Source organism: Rhizobium lusitanum (assembly GCF_014189535.1).
Lineage (GTDB): Bacteria > Pseudomonadota > Alphaproteobacteria > Rhizobiales > Rhizobiaceae > Rhizobium > Rhizobium lusitanum_C.
This window is the reverse complement of record NZ_CP050308.1, coordinates 3,869,611-3,889,817: the sequence shown is the minus strand read 5'-3', so window position 1 is coordinate 3,889,817 and position 20,207 is coordinate 3,869,611. Positions and strand designations below refer to the sequence as shown.

12 protein-coding genes and 3 tRNA genes are annotated in these 20,207 nt (G+C 59.3%); 1 reads left to right on the top strand and 14 read right to left on the bottom strand.

Going from position 1 to position 20,207, the window contains the following annotated elements:
* Positions 1 to 2 precede the first annotated feature (2 nt).
* From HB780_RS32530 to HB780_RS32495, 8 genes are all read right to left on the bottom strand, one after another.
* Positions 3 to 1,139 (bottom strand): NADH-quinone oxidoreductase subunit E, encoded by a 1,137-nt coding sequence (locus HB780_RS32530; protein WP_183692601.1) that lies wholly within the window; start codon positions 1,137 to 1,139, stop codon positions 3 to 5.
* 15 nt (positions 1,140 to 1,154) lie between these two features.
* A complete protein-coding gene (locus HB780_RS32525; RefSeq protein WP_183692599.1) occupies positions 1,155 to 1,472 on the bottom strand; it encodes a hypothetical protein in 318 nt (105 codons plus the stop codon).
* Positions 1,472 to 2,662, bottom strand: a complete 1,191-nt coding sequence (locus HB780_RS32520) for an NADH-quinone oxidoreductase subunit D (protein ID WP_183692597.1) — start codon at positions 2,660 to 2,662, stop codon at positions 1,472 to 1,474. Before HB780_RS32520 ends, HB780_RS32525 begins: the two co-directional genes overlap by 1 nt.
* A gap of 66 nt (positions 2,663 to 2,728) precedes the next feature.
* The gene (locus HB780_RS32515; RefSeq protein WP_183692595.1) at positions 2,729 to 3,331 is read right to left on the bottom strand and encodes an NADH-quinone oxidoreductase subunit C; all 603 of its coding nucleotides are present in this window, start codon (positions 3,329 to 3,331) and stop codon (positions 2,729 to 2,731) included.
* Between the two features lie 18 nt (positions 3,332 to 3,349).
* Positions 3,350 to 3,931 carry a NuoB/complex I 20 kDa subunit family protein gene (locus HB780_RS32510; protein ID WP_183692593.1) on the bottom strand — a complete coding sequence of 194 codons (582 nt, stop codon included), beginning with the start codon at positions 3,929 to 3,931 and terminating at the stop codon, positions 3,350 to 3,352.
* The gene (locus tag HB780_RS32505; RefSeq protein WP_183697687.1) at positions 3,922 to 4,287 is read right to left on the bottom strand and encodes an NADH-quinone oxidoreductase subunit A; all 366 of its coding nucleotides are present in this window, start codon (positions 4,285 to 4,287) and stop codon (positions 3,922 to 3,924) included. Before HB780_RS32505 ends, HB780_RS32510 begins: the two co-directional genes overlap by 10 nt.
* 258 nt (positions 4,288 to 4,545) lie before the next feature.
* A tRNA-Asp gene (locus HB780_RS32500) sits at positions 4,546 to 4,622 on the bottom strand.
* A 51-nt stretch (positions 4,623 to 4,673) separates the two neighbouring features.
* Positions 4,674 to 4,750 (bottom strand) — tRNA-Asp (locus HB780_RS32495).
* 394 nt (positions 4,751 to 5,144) lie between these two features.
* Here HB780_RS32495 and HB780_RS32490 point away from each other — a divergent pair.
* Positions 5,145 to 5,220 (top strand) — tRNA-Val (locus tag HB780_RS32490).
* Positions 5,221 to 5,659: 439 nt separating this feature from the next.
* On the opposite strand, the gene HB780_RS32485 is transcribed toward HB780_RS32490, so the two are convergent.
* The 6 genes from HB780_RS32485 to HB780_RS32460 form a co-directional block, all read right to left on the bottom strand.
* A complete protein-coding gene (locus HB780_RS32485) occupies positions 5,660 to 6,967 on the bottom strand; it encodes a capsule biosynthesis protein (RefSeq protein WP_183692591.1) in 1,308 nt (435 codons plus the stop codon).
* Complete coding sequence (locus HB780_RS32480; RefSeq protein ID WP_286203104.1) at positions 6,967 to 8,544, bottom strand: LTA synthase family protein; 1,578 nt, start codon at positions 8,542 to 8,544, stop codon at positions 6,967 to 6,969. Before HB780_RS32480 ends, HB780_RS32485 begins: the two co-directional genes overlap by 1 nt.
* A gap of 145 nt (positions 8,545 to 8,689) precedes the next feature.
* On the bottom strand, positions 8,690 to 9,544 hold the full coding sequence (locus HB780_RS32475; protein ID WP_183692587.1) for an SDR family oxidoreductase: 855 nt from the start codon (positions 9,542 to 9,544) through the stop codon (positions 8,690 to 8,692).
* Positions 9,545 to 9,562: 18 nt separating this feature from the next.
* Positions 9,563 to 10,984 (bottom strand): aminotransferase class I/II-fold pyridoxal phosphate-dependent enzyme, encoded by a 1,422-nt coding sequence (locus HB780_RS32470; RefSeq protein ID WP_183692585.1) that lies wholly within the window; start codon positions 10,982 to 10,984, stop codon positions 9,563 to 9,565.
* Entirely contained in the window at positions 10,981 to 18,450 is a 7,470-nt protein-coding gene (locus HB780_RS32465) for a type I polyketide synthase (protein WP_183692583.1), read from the bottom strand. Before HB780_RS32465 ends, HB780_RS32470 begins: the two co-directional genes overlap by 4 nt.
* A 373-nt stretch (positions 18,451 to 18,823) precedes the next feature.
* Positions 18,824 to 20,002, bottom strand: coding sequence for a polysaccharide biosynthesis/export family protein (locus tag HB780_RS32460; protein WP_183692581.1), 1,179 nt, complete (start codon positions 20,000 to 20,002; stop codon positions 18,824 to 18,826).
* Positions 20,003 to 20,207 lie beyond the last annotated feature (205 nt).

Below are 20,207 nucleotides of genomic sequence, written 5' to 3'. Positions count from 1 at the left end.
TCTTACCGCGGCTTCTTGCCGAAGACCTTGATATATTCCGCTTCGCCACCCTTAGCGAGTGCCTTGGCCTGATTGATCCAGTCGTCGCGCTCGATGCGGCCCTTGAAATTCAGATAGCCGTCGACCCATTCGCGTTCGGCCTTCTTCCACTTTGCGACCTGCGCGAAGGTAAAAATACCCAACTCGTGCAGGATGGCTTCGATCTTGGGACCGACGCCAGAAATCAGCTTCAGATCGTCCGGGGTCGCGGGCTTCTCGATGCCGGCCGGACGGTTCTTGTCGGTCAATGTCGGCTTCTGCCCGCTTTCGACATTACTGGTAGCCGGCTTGGCCGCAGCAGTTCCGGAAAGCGGCTGCGCTTCGGCTGCCTTGGCATTTTTGGCGGCGGCTGCCGGCGCTGTTGCCGGTGTCTTCAGCGCTGCGTTGGTTTCAGCGTCGGTGCTCTTTGGGCGAGCCGCTTCGGATGGCGGAACCGGAGCTGCATCGACCTTGGCGGAAGCCTTGCCGCTTGCGCTCTTTGCTTTCGGGGCCTCCGTCGTCAGCGACGTCAGGCCACCTTCCGGCGCGGAGAAGACGCGGTCGATCTGCGGACCGGTCGGGACTTTGCTGCCCTCGCCTGCGGAGAATGCATCGATGATCTCTTCGAGACGTTCAGGCGTCAGATCCTCATAGGTATCCTTGCCGATCACGACCATCGGTGCATTGACGCAGGCGCCCTGACATTCGACCTCTTCCCAGGAGAGCGTGCCGTCGGCGTTGCGTTCAAAGGCATGGCCATTGATCTTGCTCTTGCAGACCTTCACCAGCCCTTCGGCGCCGCGCAACATGCAGGGCGTCGTGCCGCAAACCTGGATATGCGCCTTCGTGCCAACCGGATTGAGCTGGAACTGCGTGTAGAAGGTCGCAACTTCAAGCGCACGGATGTGGGCCATATCCAGCATGTCGGCGATCGTCTCGATAGCCGCCCTGGTGACCCAGCCTTCCTGCTCCTGCGCACGCATCATCAGCGGGATAATCGCGGATTGCTGGCGACCCTCTGGATATTTCTTGATCGTCTTTTCCGCCCAGGTCGCATTTTCCTTGTTGAAGGCGAATGCGGCTGGCTGGAATTGATCTTCGGCTAGTCGACGAACGGACATCTTTCACGCCTTATCTCAGTTTATGGACCCACACCGCGTATCCGTCAGGGACAAGAATTCGCAGGCATAGGCCGACTGGTCTTTTTGCATAAACACAACAAACTTTCCGCCGTTCGGCACAGCGGCCTTGATTTCATACCCCTGAGACACGAGATCGGCCATGGTCGATTCCTTGCCCGGCGGGACTGCATTGTCACCCTTTGCACCATTCGCGCTTTTCGCATTCGAACCTTGCAAAGAGATGCTGGGCAACGTCTGCGTCTTGCCGGCTTGCTGGGCGGAAGCCCCGGAAGCGAAAAGAAGCACAGCAACGATGACCAGCCATTGCTGCATCAGCGATCCACCTCACCGAACACGATGTCGAGCGAACCGAGCACGGCCGCGACGTCGGCGAGCTGATGGCCGCGGCACATGAAATCCATGGCCTGCAGATGCGCATAGCCCGGGGCGCGGATCTTGCAGCGATACGGCTTGTTCGAACCGTCGGAGACGAGATAGACGCCGAACTCGCCCTTCGGCGCTTCGACGGCGCAATAAACCTCGCCGGCCGGTACGTGGTAGCCTTCGGTATAGAGCTTGAAATGGTGGATCAGCGCTTCCATCGAGCGCTTCATCTCGCCCCGCTTCGGCGGCACGACCTTGCCGTCGAGCGAAGAGACCGGACCGGTCTTGGCATCGCCGAGCAGACGGTTGACGCATTGCTTCATGATGCGGACGGATTCGCGCATCTCGATCATGCGGATCAGATACCGGTCGTAGCAATCGCCGTTCTTGCCGATCGGAATATCGAATTCCAGATCCGAATAGCATTCATAGGGTTGCGAGCGACGCAGGTCCCAGGCGGCGCCAGAGCCGCGGACCATGACGCCGGAGAAACCCCAGGCCCAACAGTCTTCCAGCGAGACGACGCCGATGTCGACGTTACGCTGCTTGAAGATGCGGTTGCCGGTCAGAAGCGAATCGATATCGTCGAGCGCCTTCAGGAAGGGATCGCACCAATCGCCGATATCCTGAACCAGCTTTTCCGGCAGATCCTGGTGAACGCCGCCCGGGCGGATATAGGCGGCATGCATGCGCGAGCCCGAGGCGCGCTCATAGAACACCATCAGCTTTTCGCGCTCTTCGAAGCCCCAGAGCGGCGGCGTCAGCGCGCCGACGTCCATGGCCTGCGTCGTGACGTTCAGGAGATGCGAAAGGATACGGCCGATTTCCGAATAGAGCACGCGGATCAGCTGGCCACGGATCGGGATATCGATGCCGAGCAGCTTTTCGACGGACAGCGCATAGGCGTGTTCCTGGTTCATCGGCGCCACGTAGTCGAGGCGATCGAAGTAAGGAACGGCCTGCAGATAGGTCTTCGTTTCGATCAGCTTTTCCGTGCCGCGATGCAGCAGGCCGATATGTGGATCGACGCGTTCCACAATTTCGCCGTCCAATTCGAGGACGAGACGCAAAACGCCGTGCGCAGCCGGGTGCTGCGGACCGAAATTGATGTTGAAGTTGCGGACGTTATGTTCTGTCATGGCGACGGGCTCGCGTTTTCAGGTATTCTCGAGAATGGCAGGCTCAACCCGCCACACACCATCAATTTACTGCTTCGCCTTTTCGTCGCCCGGCAGCACGTAGTCCGTGCCTTCCCAGGGAGACAGAAAGTCGAAGTTGCGGAATTCCTGCTTCAGCTCGACCGGCTCGTAGACGACGCGCTTGGCAGCATCGTCATAGCGAACTTCAACGAAGCCGGTGGTCGGGAAGTCCTTGCGCAGCGGGTGGCCTTCGAAACCGTAGTCGGTCAGGATGCGGCGCAGATCCGGATGGCCGGTGAAGAGAACGCCGTACATGTCCCAGGTTTCGCGCTCGAACCAGTCGGCACCCGGATAGACGCCGCAGGCCGAGGGAACAGGCTGATCTTCGGCGACCGGAACCTTGATGCGGATGCGCAGGTTCTTCTTCGGCGACAGCAGATGATAGACGACATCGAAACGATCAGGGCGCTGCGGCCAGTCGACGCCGCAAATATCCGTCATGTTGACGAAGCCGCATTTGGCGTCATCACGCAGGAAGGTCAGCAGCGCAATGATGTTTGCAGCGGTCGTCGTGACGTTCAGTTCGCCATACTTGATCTCGCTTGACGAAATCAGGGCGCCACGAACTTCCGTAAGATAGCTGGCGAGCTCATTCAGGGCTTCACTCATAATACCTTGTCCCCTGCCTTACCGTTCGATCGTGCCGGTGCGCCGGATTTTCTTCTGCAGCAGAAGCACGCCGTAAAGCAGCGCCTCTGCCGTGGGAGGACAGCCCGGTATATAGATATCGATCGGCACGATGCGGTCGCAGCCGCGCACAACCGAATAGGAATAGTGATAGTAGCCGCCGCCATTGGCGCAGGAACCCATCGAGATGACGTAACGCGGTTCCGGCATCTGGTCATAGACCTTGCGGAGCGCCGGAGCCATCTTGTTGGTCAGCGTGCCGGCAACGATCATGACGTCCGACTGGCGCGGCGAGGCGCGCGGCGCGAAACCGAAACGCTCGACGTCGTAACGCGGCATGGAAACCTGCATCATTTCGACGGCACAGCATGCAAGACCGAAAGTCATCCACATCAACGAGCCGGTACGGGCCCAGTTGATCAACTCATCGGTCGAGGTAACCAGAAAACCCTTGTCGGCGAGTTCATTGTTGATCTCGCCGAAGAACGGATCGTTGCTGCCAACCGGCTTGCCGGTCGCAGGATCAATGATCCCCTTCGGCTGCGGCGCGACAAGCGGCGTGTTGCTTTGGGCTACTCCCATTCCAGGGCTCCCTTTTTCCATTCATAAATAAAGCCGATGGTCAGCACACCCAGGAACACCATCATCGACCAGAACCCGAACCAGCCGATCGCACTAAAGGATACGGCCCACGGGAAGAGGAAGGCGACTTCCAGGTCAAAGATGATGAAGAGGATCGACACCAGGTAGAAGCGGATGTCGAATTTCATGCGGGCATCGTCGAATGCGTTGAAGCCGCATTCGTAGGCCGACAGCTTTTCCGAATCGGGCGCCTTGAAGGCGACGGCAAACGGCGTGATCAGCAATGCCACACCAATGACGATGGCAATACCAATGAAAATCGCTATCGGAATATAGGAACTGAGTAGTCCAGTCATCATGTCCATCCCTGCTTGCCATGAGCGCCGGGGCGGCGCCTCTGAGCAAATGCCCAGCAAGCGAAAGAGCGTTGCAACAAAGCCGTGGTTAGCGCAGCCAGAGCGCGGGCGCAAGCCTTTTGAATAGCTCGCTTCAAGCACTACCGAACGGGACTTATCAATGTGTTGCAACGATATCGCGACAAATAGGCGCAAAGGCGAAAAGGGCCTTTCGCACTCGCAACAAATAGATGATTGATTGTAGTCACTTGAAACGAATGGCGCGAGTGACGGGGCTCGAACCCGCGACCTCCGGCGTGACAGGCCGGCACTCTAACCGACTGAGCTACACCCGCGCATTGTTTGACCTTACGGCCCGGCAAAAGCCCGGAATTCATTCTTTGAAATGGCGCGAGTGACGGGGCTCGAACCCGCGACCTCCGGCGTGACAGGCCGGCACTCTAACCAACTGAGCTACACCCGCATTTCATTTCAAAGCGTTCCGGATGCTTTCGCACCCATCAAAGCGGCCTTGGCCGTTCGATGAGCGGCTAACTACGGGGTTCGTGTTTGGGTGTCAAGCAGGTTTGAATACAAATCCATGACAGAGCACGAATTGTTTTCGGAAGCGGCGGCGGCACGTTTCCGTTCCATCGATTTAGCATGGCAGGTTCGCGTCTCATGCATTTCAAAAACAGCCCATATGCCCCGCCCTCTCCCGGCATGCTTTCGAGAAAACACATATTGTTGATAACTTGCGCCGATACCGCGCGAGCAAAAAAATCAAAAAATCTTCACAAACACTCTTGCGGTTTTTCGTCGTTCCGCATAGATCACGGCCACCGAAACGCGGCGGGCAATTGCACCGCTTCGCTGAAGGGCGATTAGCTCAGTTGGTAGAGCGCCTCGTTTACACCGAGGATGTCGGCGGTTCGAGTCCGTCATCGCCCACCATTTTTCCAAAAAGAAGATGAATAGGCAAAGCGACTGGCTTGCCAATTGTTCGACACCCGTTCTCACTTCGGGAAGGGAACGCCTCTATGTCTTGCGCACGAATGGAACCGGGCACGCCGAGGCGTGCCGCTCAGTAGTTGCCCGTGATGACGATCGTCAAAAGTACCGCTGAAACAAGTACGAGAGCTGCGATGATCGCGAGCAGCTCCTTCAGCATAAACCGTTCCATCTTACTGCCATCCATGATGTTTGCTCCCGGCAAACCGCGTATTCGATCTTTGTCTTAACGCCGAATCGACGCGTTAAGTTTACTACGATTCCTTATGTAAGGTGCCGTTATGTCAATTTCAGGGTCGGCAGCCTCATCGGCGACTCACATAAGCAAGAGTGAGCCGTGCTGCTTTTCCGAAGCTGATCGGACCTTCTGCTCGAAAGACACCTAGGGAATATCGATCTTCACCGGCTTTTGCCGTGGTGGTGGGTCCATATAAGCCTCCGGCAAGTTGACGGTTCGTGCCAGGAGCCGGTCCACAATCGCCGCCGCTGCCGCGCGCGCACCGGCACGGGAGTAGAAATTCCCACGAACCTGGATGGAGGCGGCCAGCAATTTCAGAAATGCACCGCGAATATCGGCCGATGGCGCTGCGGGATGCACCCAGAAGAGGTCCAGCGGCTTCTGGTCGGTCAAACCTTCGATATCGTAGATGGCCGCTCCGAGAACCTTCACCGGCCTGTCGGCTTGCAGCGCCGAAAGTGCTGCCGTGGAATTGACCGTCACCATGCCACGGCTCGCCGCGATCAATTTTTCGAGATCGCCGCCGTCAATGAAATGGACGCGCAACGAAACGGCATGGGAAGCGCAGACGCCGTCGATATAGTGCTTCCAATCGACTAGCCCATTATCAAGTGGATGAAGCTTGACCACCAGATGCGTGTCGGGAGCCGCATGAGTGGCGAAGGATCGTATGATCTGCCTTATGGCATCCTGCTGCTGCTGGAAGAGAGAATGCGAGCGCAACTGATAATCCGTCTGAAGCTGCAAGGGGTAGACGAAGAAGCATGTCCCATCGGCGATCAGGCTCTCAATCGTCCGGTCGGCCTCCCTCGCGCGCCTGCCGCCCGACGGCAGGCGGCGGAGCCAACCCGCATATTCCACCAGCGGATGATAGAGCGCATGGCGCTGGTAGCCGGGATAAAGGAACCAGAGGAAGGCATTCGGGAGATTGTAGAGAAGATCATAGGCCGCCTCGGCAAGGAAGCTGTGGCTGAACCGGCGTGCCCAATCCGGCTCGGGCAGCCCCACTGCCGCTTGCAGAATATGTTGTGGATCAACGGGAAAGCGCGAATTGGACGACATTCCGTCCCGCTCAAGCGTCACCCAATCCGGCCGCAAATATCCCATCTCGACGATATTGATCTTGGCACCCCGCCTGCGCGCCTCTTCGATCGCCACCTGATGATAGGGGCGCTCCTCGCCGAGAAGAATCACGTCGGTGATCTTGTCCTCCTCGATTCGGCGGCAAACATAATCACGCCAGCCGGGGAAACCGCCGCGATAGTTGAACGTGCCGCGGCGATGCCAGAACATCCAGTCGCCGGGATTGAGGTTGATTCGGATGCAGCGGCAGCCTGCGGCCTCCAGCCCCCTCGCGATTTCGACAAAAAGCGGCGATGACGGCCCCTGCAAGAAGAGAAAGACGCGCGCCGTAGTCTCCGGCCCGTCATCAGTCCCCTGCCCGGAAGCCATCACTCCGGGACCTCCGTGCTGAGACCGGCATAGCGCAGCAAGGTGCCGATGAGGTTCCAGGGCGCCTCTTCCTGCGCCGGCATCGGCTTTTGCGAATGCGCCCGCGCCCGGCCGAGCGGAACGACGATGTAATCCGTGCGCGGATCCGGGAAGGGATCGGCGAAAGCCTTCAGCAGCGGCGCGTGATCGCCATAGAACAGCAGCCAGACAGGACGATCGAGCCTGTCGAGATGATGAGCGAGATTACCGAGCGCGTGGTCGGCGCGCATCAGCAATTCGCTATAAATCTCCACCGGATCCGTCAGATCGCCGCAGCGACCGGGCTCCCAGGGGCCATGATTCGCCATGGAGGCGACGAAGACGAAATTCTTTGCCGTGCCCTCTTCGTCGATCGCGCGAATCACGCTCTTCGTCAGCGCCAGATCGCTGACATAGGGTCCATCGCGATCAGGCCTGTGATCGAATTCGTCCAGCATTATCATCCGGTCGAAGCCGAGCTGCGGCATGGCTTTGTGGCGCAGGAAGAAGGTTCTGTCGTAGGGGTGGATGAACTGCGTCTTCCAGCCGACTTTCTTCAGCCGCGCCGGCCAGACGACATCCTTGTAGTGGCTGGCGCGCAGATAGGGATAGCTCGCGTCGATATGGACGTTTTCGGGCAACAGGCCGCTCAATACGGCGAATTCTGTGCGCAGCGTATAGCCGCCCTCGAAGACGCTGGTCATCCGCCCCCATTGCGCCGCCTGTTCCCGCAACCGGTCGAGATTGGGCAGCTTGACGCTCTCCACGCCGAAATGTCGAAGGTCGATGAAGGATTCGGATTGCCAGACGACGATCAGCGGCTCGTCGTCGCCATGCTCCCAAAGCTCGTGAAGGACGGAGATGAGGCGCTCCGACAGCTGCGTCACAATCGCCTCACGCTTGACGCCGACCCAGATGACGAAATGAAAGACGACAGATTCGAACGTGCCGAACCTGACCGTATCCTTCTTGACGTCGACCTTGCCCAGAACCTTCTGTGTGAAACGACAGACCGGATCGCTGACGATGCGGCTGAACAAGGCAAGCCAGGGACCGAAGGCGACGGCCAGCATCACGAGAACCCACAGGAAGCCGTTGCTGTCGGGCAGGATCGACGGCTCGAAATACATGTAAAGACCGCTGACACCGAACACATACGAAAGCGCGATGATCCAGAAGACGACGTTCAGGGAACTCGCGTAGAAAATTTCCTTGTATTTGAAAACGTCGACCACCAGGGCGATATCGGAAAAGACCAGGGGCTCGCGGATGAACTGGAATTTTGCGCGCGAAATGCCGGTGAAGATGACGAAAAAGCTAATCGCACCCTGCGCGCCATAAAGCGGGCGCCAGGAAATAGCGAAGAAACCAGCATAGACCAGAGCGATGACCGGAATTTTTGCAGCCCATTCAAAGGCTCGCCGCCTCAAGCTTCTCTCGGTACGATTTTGCCTGTTGATGGCGGCGGGCATCGCAAAGGGATCGGTCAGGAATATGACGACGCAGGAGAATGCGAAGCAGGCAACCGTCAGAAGAGCTGGAAAATCATGAAGTTTCAAAACTATATCGTCCAAATACCTGCCATCTGCCCCCGTTTCTTCCGAACATCGGAACGAACAAAGGCCCCAATCCAAATTTCATCATCTCTTGTGCGCCTCACGCCGGGCGCACCGCATTGTCGTATGGGTTGAGCAAACTCCGTGCTCACTTCCCGCGATCAAAGCCTCCATCGACCGCGTCTACAAGACTTACTTCTTGTCCTTGCCCAGTTATTTTTCTCATTTTGCGGGAAAACCACCACATCAGCGGCGGTTTTATCAACGGGCCGAAATAGGCGAGCGCCGTCAGTGACAATCCGAAATGGATTCGAGCCTTGCCACGATCGAGGCCTCGAACGATCCTCGCCGCCACCGCGTCGGCGCTCCAGGGTTTGACAGCGCCCATCATAAGCTCCGCTTCGGCGGGCCGCATCGACATCTCACGGCGATATTGCGGCGTAAGCGTATCCGGCGGAAAACAGATGGTGACGCGAACACCTGAGACACCCGCCTCAGCGCTCAAGGCTTCGGCAAAGCCGGCCAGCGCCGACTTGGAGGCGCAATAGGCGGTGTAGCCGTAAATGCCGATCAGCGCGGCACCCGAGGAGATCATCATGATCTTGCCGCCGCGACGCGCCTTCATGCCCTTGTAGACCGCGCGCACCACGTTCGCGGTGCCGAGGAGATTGGTCGTGATCTGTTCGTCGAAGGCCGCCGCCGGCATCGCGTCGAAAGCAGAGGGTTCGACAATCCCGGCCGAGGCGATAAGGATGTCGCAAGGGCCGAAGGTGCGTTCGCAGAGTCCGACGGCTTCCAAGGTCTGACTGGCGGATGCGACATCGACGGAGGCAATCTGGATGTGGGAAGGGTCGACGCTGGAGATGGCGGTCAGCTCGCCGCGTGCCTGGTCAAGACGCCCGGAGTGACGGGCGAGCAGGGAAACGCGTGTCCCCCTGGCAGCATAGAGCTTGGCTATCGCCAGACCGATCCCGCTTGAGCCTCCGGTGACGATAACATGCATGAAATGATCGCCTTGACGTTATGATGCGCCGGAGGTTTGGCGCGTCGGCAACAATTGCATCACCTTGTCCATGTCGATGGACCCTAGGCCGAAATTCCGATCCTGTAAATCTTTGAGTTTTCCGGTAGTTACGGCGACGGAATGACGAATTTGCTCTTCGGTGTGATCGCAGGTGATAAAGAAGCGCAGGCGCGCCATGCCCTCGGGCACGGCCGGATGAATGATGGGCAGAACATTGATGCCCTCACTCAGCAGATCGTTGGAAAGCTGTACGGCGCGCAACGAATCGCCGACGAGAACGGGAACGACCGAGAAGCCGAGGCTCAGGCCAGTATCGAGACCCGCCTGCCTGGCGCATTCCAGGAACAGATTACCGTTGTGCCGGAGCCGCGCGGCCCTCTCTGGCTCCGATTCCAGTATTTGCAGACCGGCGATAGCCGCTGCTGCCAGAACCGGTGCCAAGCCGACGCTGTAGACGAAGCCGCCCGCTTCTGCTTTCAGGACATCAGCGAGTGCGCTGCTGCCGGCGATATAGCCGCCACAGCTCGACGTCGTCTTGGAGAGCGTTCCCATCCAAATGTCGACATCGCGTGGATCGAGCCCGAAATGTTCGAAAGTGCCACGGCCGTTCGCGCCCAGGATGCCGAGCGCATGCGCTTCGTCCACCATCAGCCAGAAGCCATAACGCGCCTTCAGCTCCAGCAATGCCGGCAGGTCGGCGACATCGCCGTCCATGGAGTAGACACCTTCGACGACCACCAGGATACGACGAAAATCGGAAGACAGCGTCTTCAGGATGCTTTCGAGATTTTCGGCATCATTGTGCTTGAACAGACGCCGCGCCGCGCCGGAAAGCTTGACGCCGGCAAGCACGCTGTTGTGGATGAACTCGTCGTGAATGACGAGGTCCTGCGGGCCCATCAGGCAGCCGATCGTCGCGACATTGGTCAGGTAGCCGCTGACAAAACAGACGGCGGCATCGACGCCATAGAGCTTGGCAAGCCGCTGCTCCAACTCGATATGCACCGGCCGCTCTCCAGCGACGAGACGGCTCGCGGAAGCCGAGATGCCGAAGCGGTCGATGGCCTCCTTGGCGCCGGCCGTCACCAGCGGGTCGGTGTTGGTGCCCAGATAGTCGTAGGAGGCGAAGTTGATGAACTCGCGTCCGCCCATGCGGGTCGTAGCACCAGCGGCAACATCATGCGAGCGATAGAAGGGATTGGCGATACCCGCCATTTCGCCGGCAATCTTCTGCGTCATCACACGCTTGTATTCCGGTAAATCTTCAAAGCGCGTGGCTTGGCGCACCGGCTGCTGCGTCTGCTTGTTCAATCGTTCGGCCCGATTGCGTCCCGAGGATTCGCCGACGCGACGCATTTGCTCCAGCAGGCTGCTCTTCCGGTCGCCCGCGGGAGTATCGTCGTTGGCATCCTGCGTCATGACTGCGCGGCCTTCTTCTGTTGCGGAGAATGGCTCTGCACCAGACGGCTGACCACCTGATCCTCACCCACCGCTGAATTTGTCGCCTCCTCGCCGCTACGGTTCATGACGCGATCGCACAAGCGGCTGACGACATCACTCACCGTTGTCCCCTCCCCGACACCGCTCAAGGGAATGTCGAAGCCGGTCTTCTGCTGGAAGCTCATTCCAAGCTCCATCGCCATCAAACTGTCGAGGCCGATGTCCTTCAACACCTTGTCAGGCGTGATCGTATCTTCCGTCACCCGCAGGATCGCGGCGATTTCAGAGGCGACGAGCGTGTGGAGAGCGGCCTGCGCCTCGTCCTCGGACTTGCCTTTGATCAGTTCCCTGAGATCGATCGTATCGCCGTCGTTCAGGGTTTGATGGCTGCCCGCATGGCGCATCAGCGGCTCAAATAGTGACCGACCGGCGATCGGCAGCATACGGGCGGCGCTCCAATCGATTTCAGCGATCATGACGGCGGCGGCCTCGACCTTGCCGGTATCGGCAAGCATGTAGCGCTCGACCTGCTCCAGTGCAGTGCGTGCCTTCAAGGCGGCCTTGCCGATACGCTTGGACAGGAGTTCATTGACCTCGCCGTTGCGGGCCAGGAATCCCTTGTCGGCAATAGCGCCGAAGCCGACAGCGAGCGCCGGTAGCCCGGCAGCGCGGCGCGCGCGCGCCAAGCCTTCGAGATAGCCGTTCGCGGCAACATAATTCGCCTGCCCCGGATTACCGAGCATGGTCGTCGCCGAGGAAAACAGCAGGAACAGATCGAGACGGTCGTATCTGGTCAAACGATCGAGAACACCAGCGCCGCGAACCTTCACATCGATGACAGGCCTGTTGCGCTCCGGCGTCAGGTTGGCGAGCAGCGCATCGTCCAGAACCATCGCGGCATGAACAACACCCCTCAGCGCACCTTCGGAGCGAAGCAGGCCAAGCAGGGATTCGACGGCCGCCTCATTGGTGATGTCGCAGGCATGCAGCGTTGTCACCGCGCCTTTCTTTTCCCATTCACCAACAGCTTTCAGCGTCTCCTCATCGGCTACGCCCCGGCGCGAGCACAGCGCGATGCGGCGCGCACCCTTGGAGACCAGCCAATCGGCGGCGGCGAGACCGAAGCCGCCAATGCCGCCTGCTACGAGGAAAATACCATCAGAGTCGAGCCGCAGCGATTTGGCGGGAGCCGGCAAGACACGGTCGATACCCAGAACAGGCGGGCGGACGACAATCTTGCCGATATGACCGGCGTTCTGCATCAGCCGGAAAGCACTGCCGATCTCGTCGTAGCCAAAGGCACGATAGGGCAGCGGCGTCAGCTTGCCGGCGGCAAAGAGTTCACCAATCTCGGCAAAAATCCGCTTCGTGAGGGCCGGAGCGCTGACCAGCAACTGGTCGGCGTCGATGCCGAAATAGCTGATGTTGCGGCGGAAGGGACGTAGGCCGATCTTGCGGTCGGAGTAATAGTCGCGCTTGCCCAATTCCAGGAAGCGTCCGAACGGCTTGACCAGCTCGATGCTGCGCTCCATCGCTTCGGAAAACAGAGAATTCAGTACGAGATCGACACCTTCGCCGCGCGTGAGATGGCGCACGCCCGCAACAAAATCCAATGAGCGGGAATCAAGCACATGGTCAGCTCCCAGCATATCCAGGAAACGGCGCTTCTCGACCGTGCCCGCGGTGGCGATCACCTTGGCGCCCTTGAGCTTGGCAATCTGAAGCGCAGCGAGGCCGACACCGCCGGCCGCGCCATGGATCAGGATCGTCTCGCCAGGTTGAATACGCCCGAGCTCGACCATTGCATAATAAGCAGTCAGGAAGGCGACAGGCACCGTAGCCGCGGCAACGGTCTCCATCTTTTCCGGCAGCTTGGTCACGCCATCGCGGCGCACCCGCACATGGGTTGAAAACGCAGCAGGGCCGATCCCCATAACCTTGTCGCCCGGCTGGATATCATCGACGGCGGATCCAGTCGCGAGAACCCGGCCGGCGAATTCCATGCCGATCGTGGCGCCGGCAAACCCGTCCTCCAGCGCCTCTTCCGGAAGCAGGCCCATTGCCCACATGACATCGCGAAAATTGAGGCCGGTGGCTTCGACCGCGACAATCAACTCACCATCAGACGGCAACGGTGGGTTCGTCTCCTCCCAAGCAACGCTATCGACGCGGCCGCTCGTATGCTGCCGGATGGTGGCTGCCGAGACATCACGACGGCTCATATCGGTCGAGGCAAAAGGACCGGCCGCAGCGCGAATCTCGCGGACTTCGCCGGTCGCCCGATCCAGCACCCATTCCCTGTTGTCGGTCTTGGCGACAAGGATGGTCTCCACGGCCGCGATCGCCCGCTTGTCATCCGTTTCGGCATCCAGGAGATGCACATCAAAGACGTCGTATTCGTTCTGCAGCACGCGCGCGAAGGCCCAAAGGCCGGCATTGGCACTATCAATCCGCTCCTTGGCCAGCGGCGAGCCGCCCGGAGCGATAATCACCAGTCGTGGCCTGTCGCCATCAGCGCGACGCGCCAAGGCATCCGCCAGTTTCGCAAACGTCCGCAGCCGTATCAGCGTCAGGTCGGACGCGTCACGATCGCCCTCCCGTTCCGCCGCGTAGAGAACGCGAACCGGATGATGTTCGAGCGACGTTACGACATCGCCGAGATCCAGAAGCGTGGTTCCGACGTCGATTACGGTGGTCTGCGTATTGGAGATCCCAATAGAAGGAGCCCCACACTCGGACAGAACGAGGAGCGGTGCATCCACATCTGGCAAGGTGGCAGCGTCGACCGCTTGATGTTCAGACACGGCCCTTGCCGTGATCAGCACGCCTTCCGGAAAGACCTTCTCTTCGATTTCCGCCTTGCCGAAACCAAGCGCTGCGAAGATATCCTCGACCTGTTGCGGCGTGCCGAGCTGGTCAACGGGAAATTCCGGCGACTGACTGCCGGCAAACCATCCGTCCGACAGACCGAAGGCAAAATCATTAAAGGCGCTTGGAGCGCGATCGGCGAACAGGAACTGCGCATTGCGCAACGCAGCGGCACGGATGGCGGCTTTCAACCCTTCATCGCGAGACAGCAGATACTGGCTCTGATCGCCGGAAGCGACAATGATATCCGCAAGCGGCTGATCTGCAAGCTTAGCAGGCTCCGTGACGATGACATGCGCATCCCGCTCGAAGGCGATTTCAAGCGCGCGGCGCACCTGCTCCCGTGGCTCGGCAATGATCAGACCGGCACCGGCCTTGGCGGCAATCGCGGCCAGCCGTTGGCTGAAAGCCGCGGATGTCGAACCTGCCTCCAGAATATGGCCGATGATACCAGGATTGGCCTCCATGGATGCTGTCAGCGCTTCTTCGATGATCAAAAGTCGCTTGCCGCTCAGAGGAGCGTGAATGAGCACATGCTCCAGAGTCGCCCCGCCCACCGCATGAACGGCTGTCTTGGTTGGTGACTGGCCAAGGACATGTTTATGGATTGTGGCGAGACGCTCCAACGCCTCACGATAGGCATTGTTGACGAGAACGGCTTCGGCAACCCGCCCTGCATCCTCATGGTAAAGCTCCCGCAGGACTTCGCTTACTGGCGGAAAGGTAAAATCGAGCGGCACGCGCCACTCGTCGTCCCCTGCCGAGGCAATACCGGCATCCTCCAGAATATAGAGGCAGTTGACCAGGAACGACCGGAACTCAGCTTCGTCAGAAAGGTCGGAAAGCGAGACTACGCCCCCTTTGCCCGCAACCGCCAGCGCGATCTCATGGCATGCCCGATAGATGGCCGCATCGAGAAGCAGTGTCGCATTGTTGAGCGGATGCGTCCCCGAAGAGTTTTGCAGCACCGAGGCATCCGGCAGCGCCATGTCCGAACCAGGCCGACGTCCGAAGATTGCCGATGGCACGGTCTCATAGTGGAACGCGACAGAGGCAAGCGTTGTATGACGGCGCAGATAGGTGCGGCGGAAGCGGCAGTCGTCAAAAACGGCGATCTGACCGCCTTCGGCATCCAGCATGCGGAAACGGGCCTTGATCGAATTACGGCTGAACCGATCGATCTCTATGACAGCTTTGGCGATCCGCCTTCCCTTGCCCGAAACACGCACGGTGCCGAAGCGAACCGGAATATAGGGAGCGCCGGCCTCATCGCCGGACAGTTGTTCGAACAGCGCGACGAGACCATGGAACGCCGCATCGACCGACATCGGATTGAGATTGTAGCTCGCGAAAGGGTGACTGGGAGCAGCGGCCCGCTTTAGGTCTACTTCGATGACGTCATGGCCGAAAGCGACAGCCTTCGACAGAAGCTGGAAATGTGGGCCGTATTGCAGACCGAAACGCTCCGCTGTGTCGTAAGTCTTCTCGGAGGTCAGGATGGACTTCCGACCCTCGGACCGACGCTGGGCTCGCTCCTCGATCACGCCGAGGTCGATCGGCTTGCGGCCGCGTGCGACGGCATGGACGGTCCAGTCGTCATTGCTCAGCCGCTCGCGCGAGCGGATCTCGATGTTGCCGGTCTCAGGCGACAGGATGGTCGACAGCTCCACCATGCGGTCCTGGCGCAGTTCCAGGGGCCTCAGGATCTCGAGGTTGCCGATCTCGACCTCATCGGCCTCGTAATATTGCTGAATGGCGGTAACGGCGATCTCGATGAAGCCACTGCCCGGCAGGATCGCCTTGCCATCAACGACATGCTCGGCAAGATCGGCGAACAGATGCGCGTCCAGATGGTTCTTCCAGCTGGAGCCGTTGGGGTCCGTGCGCCAGCCGAGCAAGGTGTAGGGGCTCTTGCCGTCGCGACCGAAAATGTCGATCTCATCAGTTGTCGGCTGCGAACGCAGCTCGACCGGTTCGAACGGCAAGGGCGGCAGCTTGACGAAGGCATTGCGCGTCGCACTTCCGCGCGAACGCAGTGCCGGCGCACCATGGGCGACAGCGCGCGCGAAGGACTGCGAAACGGGATCTCGGCCAGGGACCGGCGCCTCGCGCAGCAGTGTCGGTATCGCAACCACCTGGACGGACGCCTGCTTGGCGATCTCCATCACATAGTTCGAGAGGATTGGACGCGGTGCGATCTCAATGAACAGGTTGCATCCCATGGCCATCGCCGCCTGACAGGCAACCTTGAAAAGCACGGGATCACGAACGTTGCGCCACCAATATTGGGTATCCAGCAGACGACCGTCATGGAGCTCACCGGTCACCGTTGAAATGAACGAACCCGCACCAGCGTCCGGCGCGACATCCGGCAGATCCGCCAGGAATGCGTCCTTCGCCCGGTCGATGATCGGATGATGAAAGGGGTAATTGATATCGAGTATATGCGCGACGATATGCGCTTTGCGGGCGGCATCCTTGAACGCCTCGATCTCGTGGACAGGACCGGAAATCGTGACCGAATTCGGCGCATTGATCGCTGCGATGCAGATTTCGTCGAGACCATTCGACTTAGCGAAAGCGAGTGCGGCGTCCTCGTTGAGAACGACAGCAGCCATTTTGCCCGCGCCGGCAAGGAGATCCTGATGCAACGAGCGCTTGGCGACGATCGCGACCGCTTCGGCAGCCGTCAGTGCCTTGGCCGCATAAGCGGCGGCGATTTCGCCGACCGAGTGGCCGAAGACAACATCGGGCTTCACGCCAAGCGCCGCCAGGCAATCCGACAGCGAAGCCTGAACGGCAAACAGCAGGGGCTGCGCGATCTTGGTATCGGCAAGCCGCAAGCTCAGGCCGTCCGAAACCAGAATGTCCGTCAGCTTCTCGCCAATATAATACTCGAAGAGCGCGCTGAATGATTGGAAACATTGCCGGAAATGGCGGTTTTCCTGATAGGCTTCGACGCCCATTCCCGCCCATTGCGAGCCGTTTCCGGAAAAGACGAAGGCGATCTTGACGGTCTGGCCCGGTACTTCCCCGGTTTCACCGATGGAAGCCTCGCCGGACAAATGCGCATCGATCGCCGTTAGTACCGCCGCACTATCCTTCGCTTTGGCCGCAAAACGGTGGCGCAAGGGCTCGCGATTGGCCGCGGCGGACGCGACGATCTGCCGGGCCTCCTTGGGCTCCGCATAGGTCAGGCTGGTCTTATAGTCCTCAAGCAGCCTCGAAAGTGCCGAGGCCGTGTGTGCGCTCGCGACGAAAATGGTGCCGTCGCCCCGCATCTGCGGCTCGGGTGGAGCAATCGGGTCGGGATCGCTGATGACGACATGGGCATTGGTGCCGCCGAAGCCGAAAGAATTGATGCCCGCAAAGCGCGGGCGTTTCGCCGGAAGAAGCTCGATGGCCGATGTGTTGACCCGAACGTTCAATCCTTCGAAATCGATCGTCTCATTCGGCTGGTCGAAATGCAGCGACGCCGGCAGAAAATTGTTCTCCAGCGCGATCATTGCCTTCAGCAGGCCGAAAAGGCCGGAGGCAGGTTCGGTGTGGCCGATATTGGATTTGATCGAGCCGACCGGCACGGGCGCCCGTCGGTTTCGGCCAATGACTTCGCCGATCGCCCAGACTTCGGCGGGATCACCGACCTTGGTCCCTGTGCCATGACCTTCGATGAAGGCGATACGGTTGACGTCGATATTCTTGCCTTCGTAGATCGAGCGCAGCAGAGCGGCTTGCGCCTCCCGCGACGGCAGCGAGATACCATTCGTGCGGCCGGAGGAGTTGACCCCGACCGCGTGAATGCGGGCGTAACTGCGATCCTTTTCGCGTAGGGCGCGATCGGTCCTGCGCAGAATGATGGCCGCGCCGCCTTCCGCACGGACGTAGCCACGGCCATTATCGTCGTAGGCCCGACAAAGGCCTTCCGGCGATAGCATACGCGCTTGGGCAAAGCCGACGAAGGAAAGCGGGTGGAGCAGAAGGTTGATGCCGCCGACGATCGCAGTGTCGATGTCACCGCTCTCCAAAGCCCTCACCGCCTGATCGAGCGCCACAAGCGACGACGAACAAGCCGTGTCGATCGTCATGCTCGGCCCCTGCAGGCCGAAAATATGTGAAATGCGGTTGGCAACGATCGAAAGCGTGTTACCGGTCATGAAATAAGGGCTGCCAGACGCCGGATCTTCGGCCGTCAAATTGCCATGGTCGAGCGACGATGCGCCGACATAGACACCGACCCGTTCACCCTCAAAGCCATCGACAGGCAGGTTCGCATCTTCCAAAGCCCGCCAGACGAGGTTGAGAAGGATACGCTGCTGCGGATCCATCTGCATCGCCTCGCGCTGCGAAAGGCCGAAGACTGTCGGGTCGAAAGAGTAGATGTCCGCCATGATTCCGGCGGCGTAGCTATAGGTTTTTCCTTGAGTGCCGACGACCGGATGCCAGAAACGGGCTAGATCCCAGCGTTCATCGGGAATGCGGCCAACCGTGCAACGCCCTTCCTTGAGAACGAGCTGCAGCTCTTCAATCGAACCCGCCCCCGGGGCGATACTCGCCCGTCCGATAATTTCAATCGTCATGATCTCTCGGCGTTATTTTTTAAACTGCCCCAGGATGAAAGTAGCCAACATCATCTAATAAACGTTCTCATCATAATTATCTCCAGTTGTCACCCGTAAAAAGATCAAGTGCGGAACGCCGCGTTGAGTAACAGATAACAAAGATGACGCTTTCGACAAAAAGTGTCGGCGCGCATTCGCTTTCAAATCATCGAGGAGCAACACTTGGAAAAATGCAGGCAGCGCCTTGCCGGCTCCTGTAAATCTTCGCGATCTCTTATGAATTCTGATCCTTCGACAACACAACAACCTGCCGAAATCATGCGGATGCCGGTGTCCGAACGGTGATCAACGCGCGAAGCATGCGGAGTCAGGCGTCCCCCACCCACAGGATTTACTGCCCTAGGTTAGCTGCCGTCGAGGCACCCTGGGAGGCGATCCCAAGAGGGGAGCCGACGAGCGTCAGGAACTTCCGGATGTCGACCGAGGGATGACGCGATACATAGATGACGTCACGGCTCTTGACCGGGAATGTTTGCCCAACGATGAGACTGTCGGGATGCGACATGTCAAATCGATAGACGATCGGATAACGGCCCTTGGAATCCGGCGCCATTCCCTTTTGCAGAAGCGCCTGGAAACGGGCGGGGCCGAGCAGGCTCCTGACGATATCCGGCTCTTCATAGCGGAACAGGAAGAACCCCTGGGCATTGCTCGATTCATCGGTCGCGCCGTGACCCAAAGCGACAGCTTCGAGAAGATTGAGGTCATTGGCGCCGAATTCCAAACGGCCGTCACCCTTGACGGAGCCCATAAGGGTAAAGGTTCGCGGGTCGCGGACGAGGAAAACCTGATCACCGGGCTGGACATAGATGTCCTCGGACGGGTGCTCGACGATCGACTTCAGAAGTGCAGTGCCGATCTTGTTGCCGCGAACCAGCGTGACAGACGTTTCATAAGGCTGAGTGACCGGTCCGCCCGCCTTGGCGATCACCTGCGTGATCTTTTCGCTGGTCAGGTCTAGGGGAACCAGCGAGGGACGACCGACAGCCCCGGAAACGGTCACTGTGCGCGATGCCGTACCAGTGCTCGTGACAATCACATCAGGCTCGACCGCCTTGGTCGCCAACGCGGCCAGAACCGCCTTGCGCGCCTGCTCCAGCGTCTTGCCCGCGAACCTCACAGAGCCAGCATAGGGAATAGCCGCCGTTCCATCCGGCTGGACGACGATGTCCAAAGACACCTGCTTCGATTGAGCCGTCGAAAACAACCCGTCGGAGCCTGCCTCGAAAATGGTCACCCGCAGTGCATCGCCGACACCGATGACCACACGTCCGACACCGCCGCCGATGCCGAACCGGCGGTTGAGCGCGGTGGAGACATAGTCGGAAACGAGACGCGCCGAGCGGCTATCAATATCGACGAGATCGAAAACAGCCGCATTCTTGCGCCCGAGCTCAGCACTGGACCGCCCCGCGTCGCCATCAATAGCACCGGCCAAAGGCCCTTCGCTCGATACGGAATTACATCCCGCCAGAACTACGCAAACTAACAACGCGGCTACGCGATTCAATTGAATAACCTCAAATTAACATCAGCCGTCACAACCGACTCGGTCAGAGCAGCGCATTATTCACAAATCCGTTGACACCTTGAAAAGCATAATGAACGCTCCTCAACAAGCCCATCCAAGACACACGCCCCCAAAAAATGTGCGCTATCTCGTGAACACACTTTAATCGCGAACGGCCGCACAACCCTATGCCCCATAGGCTGAA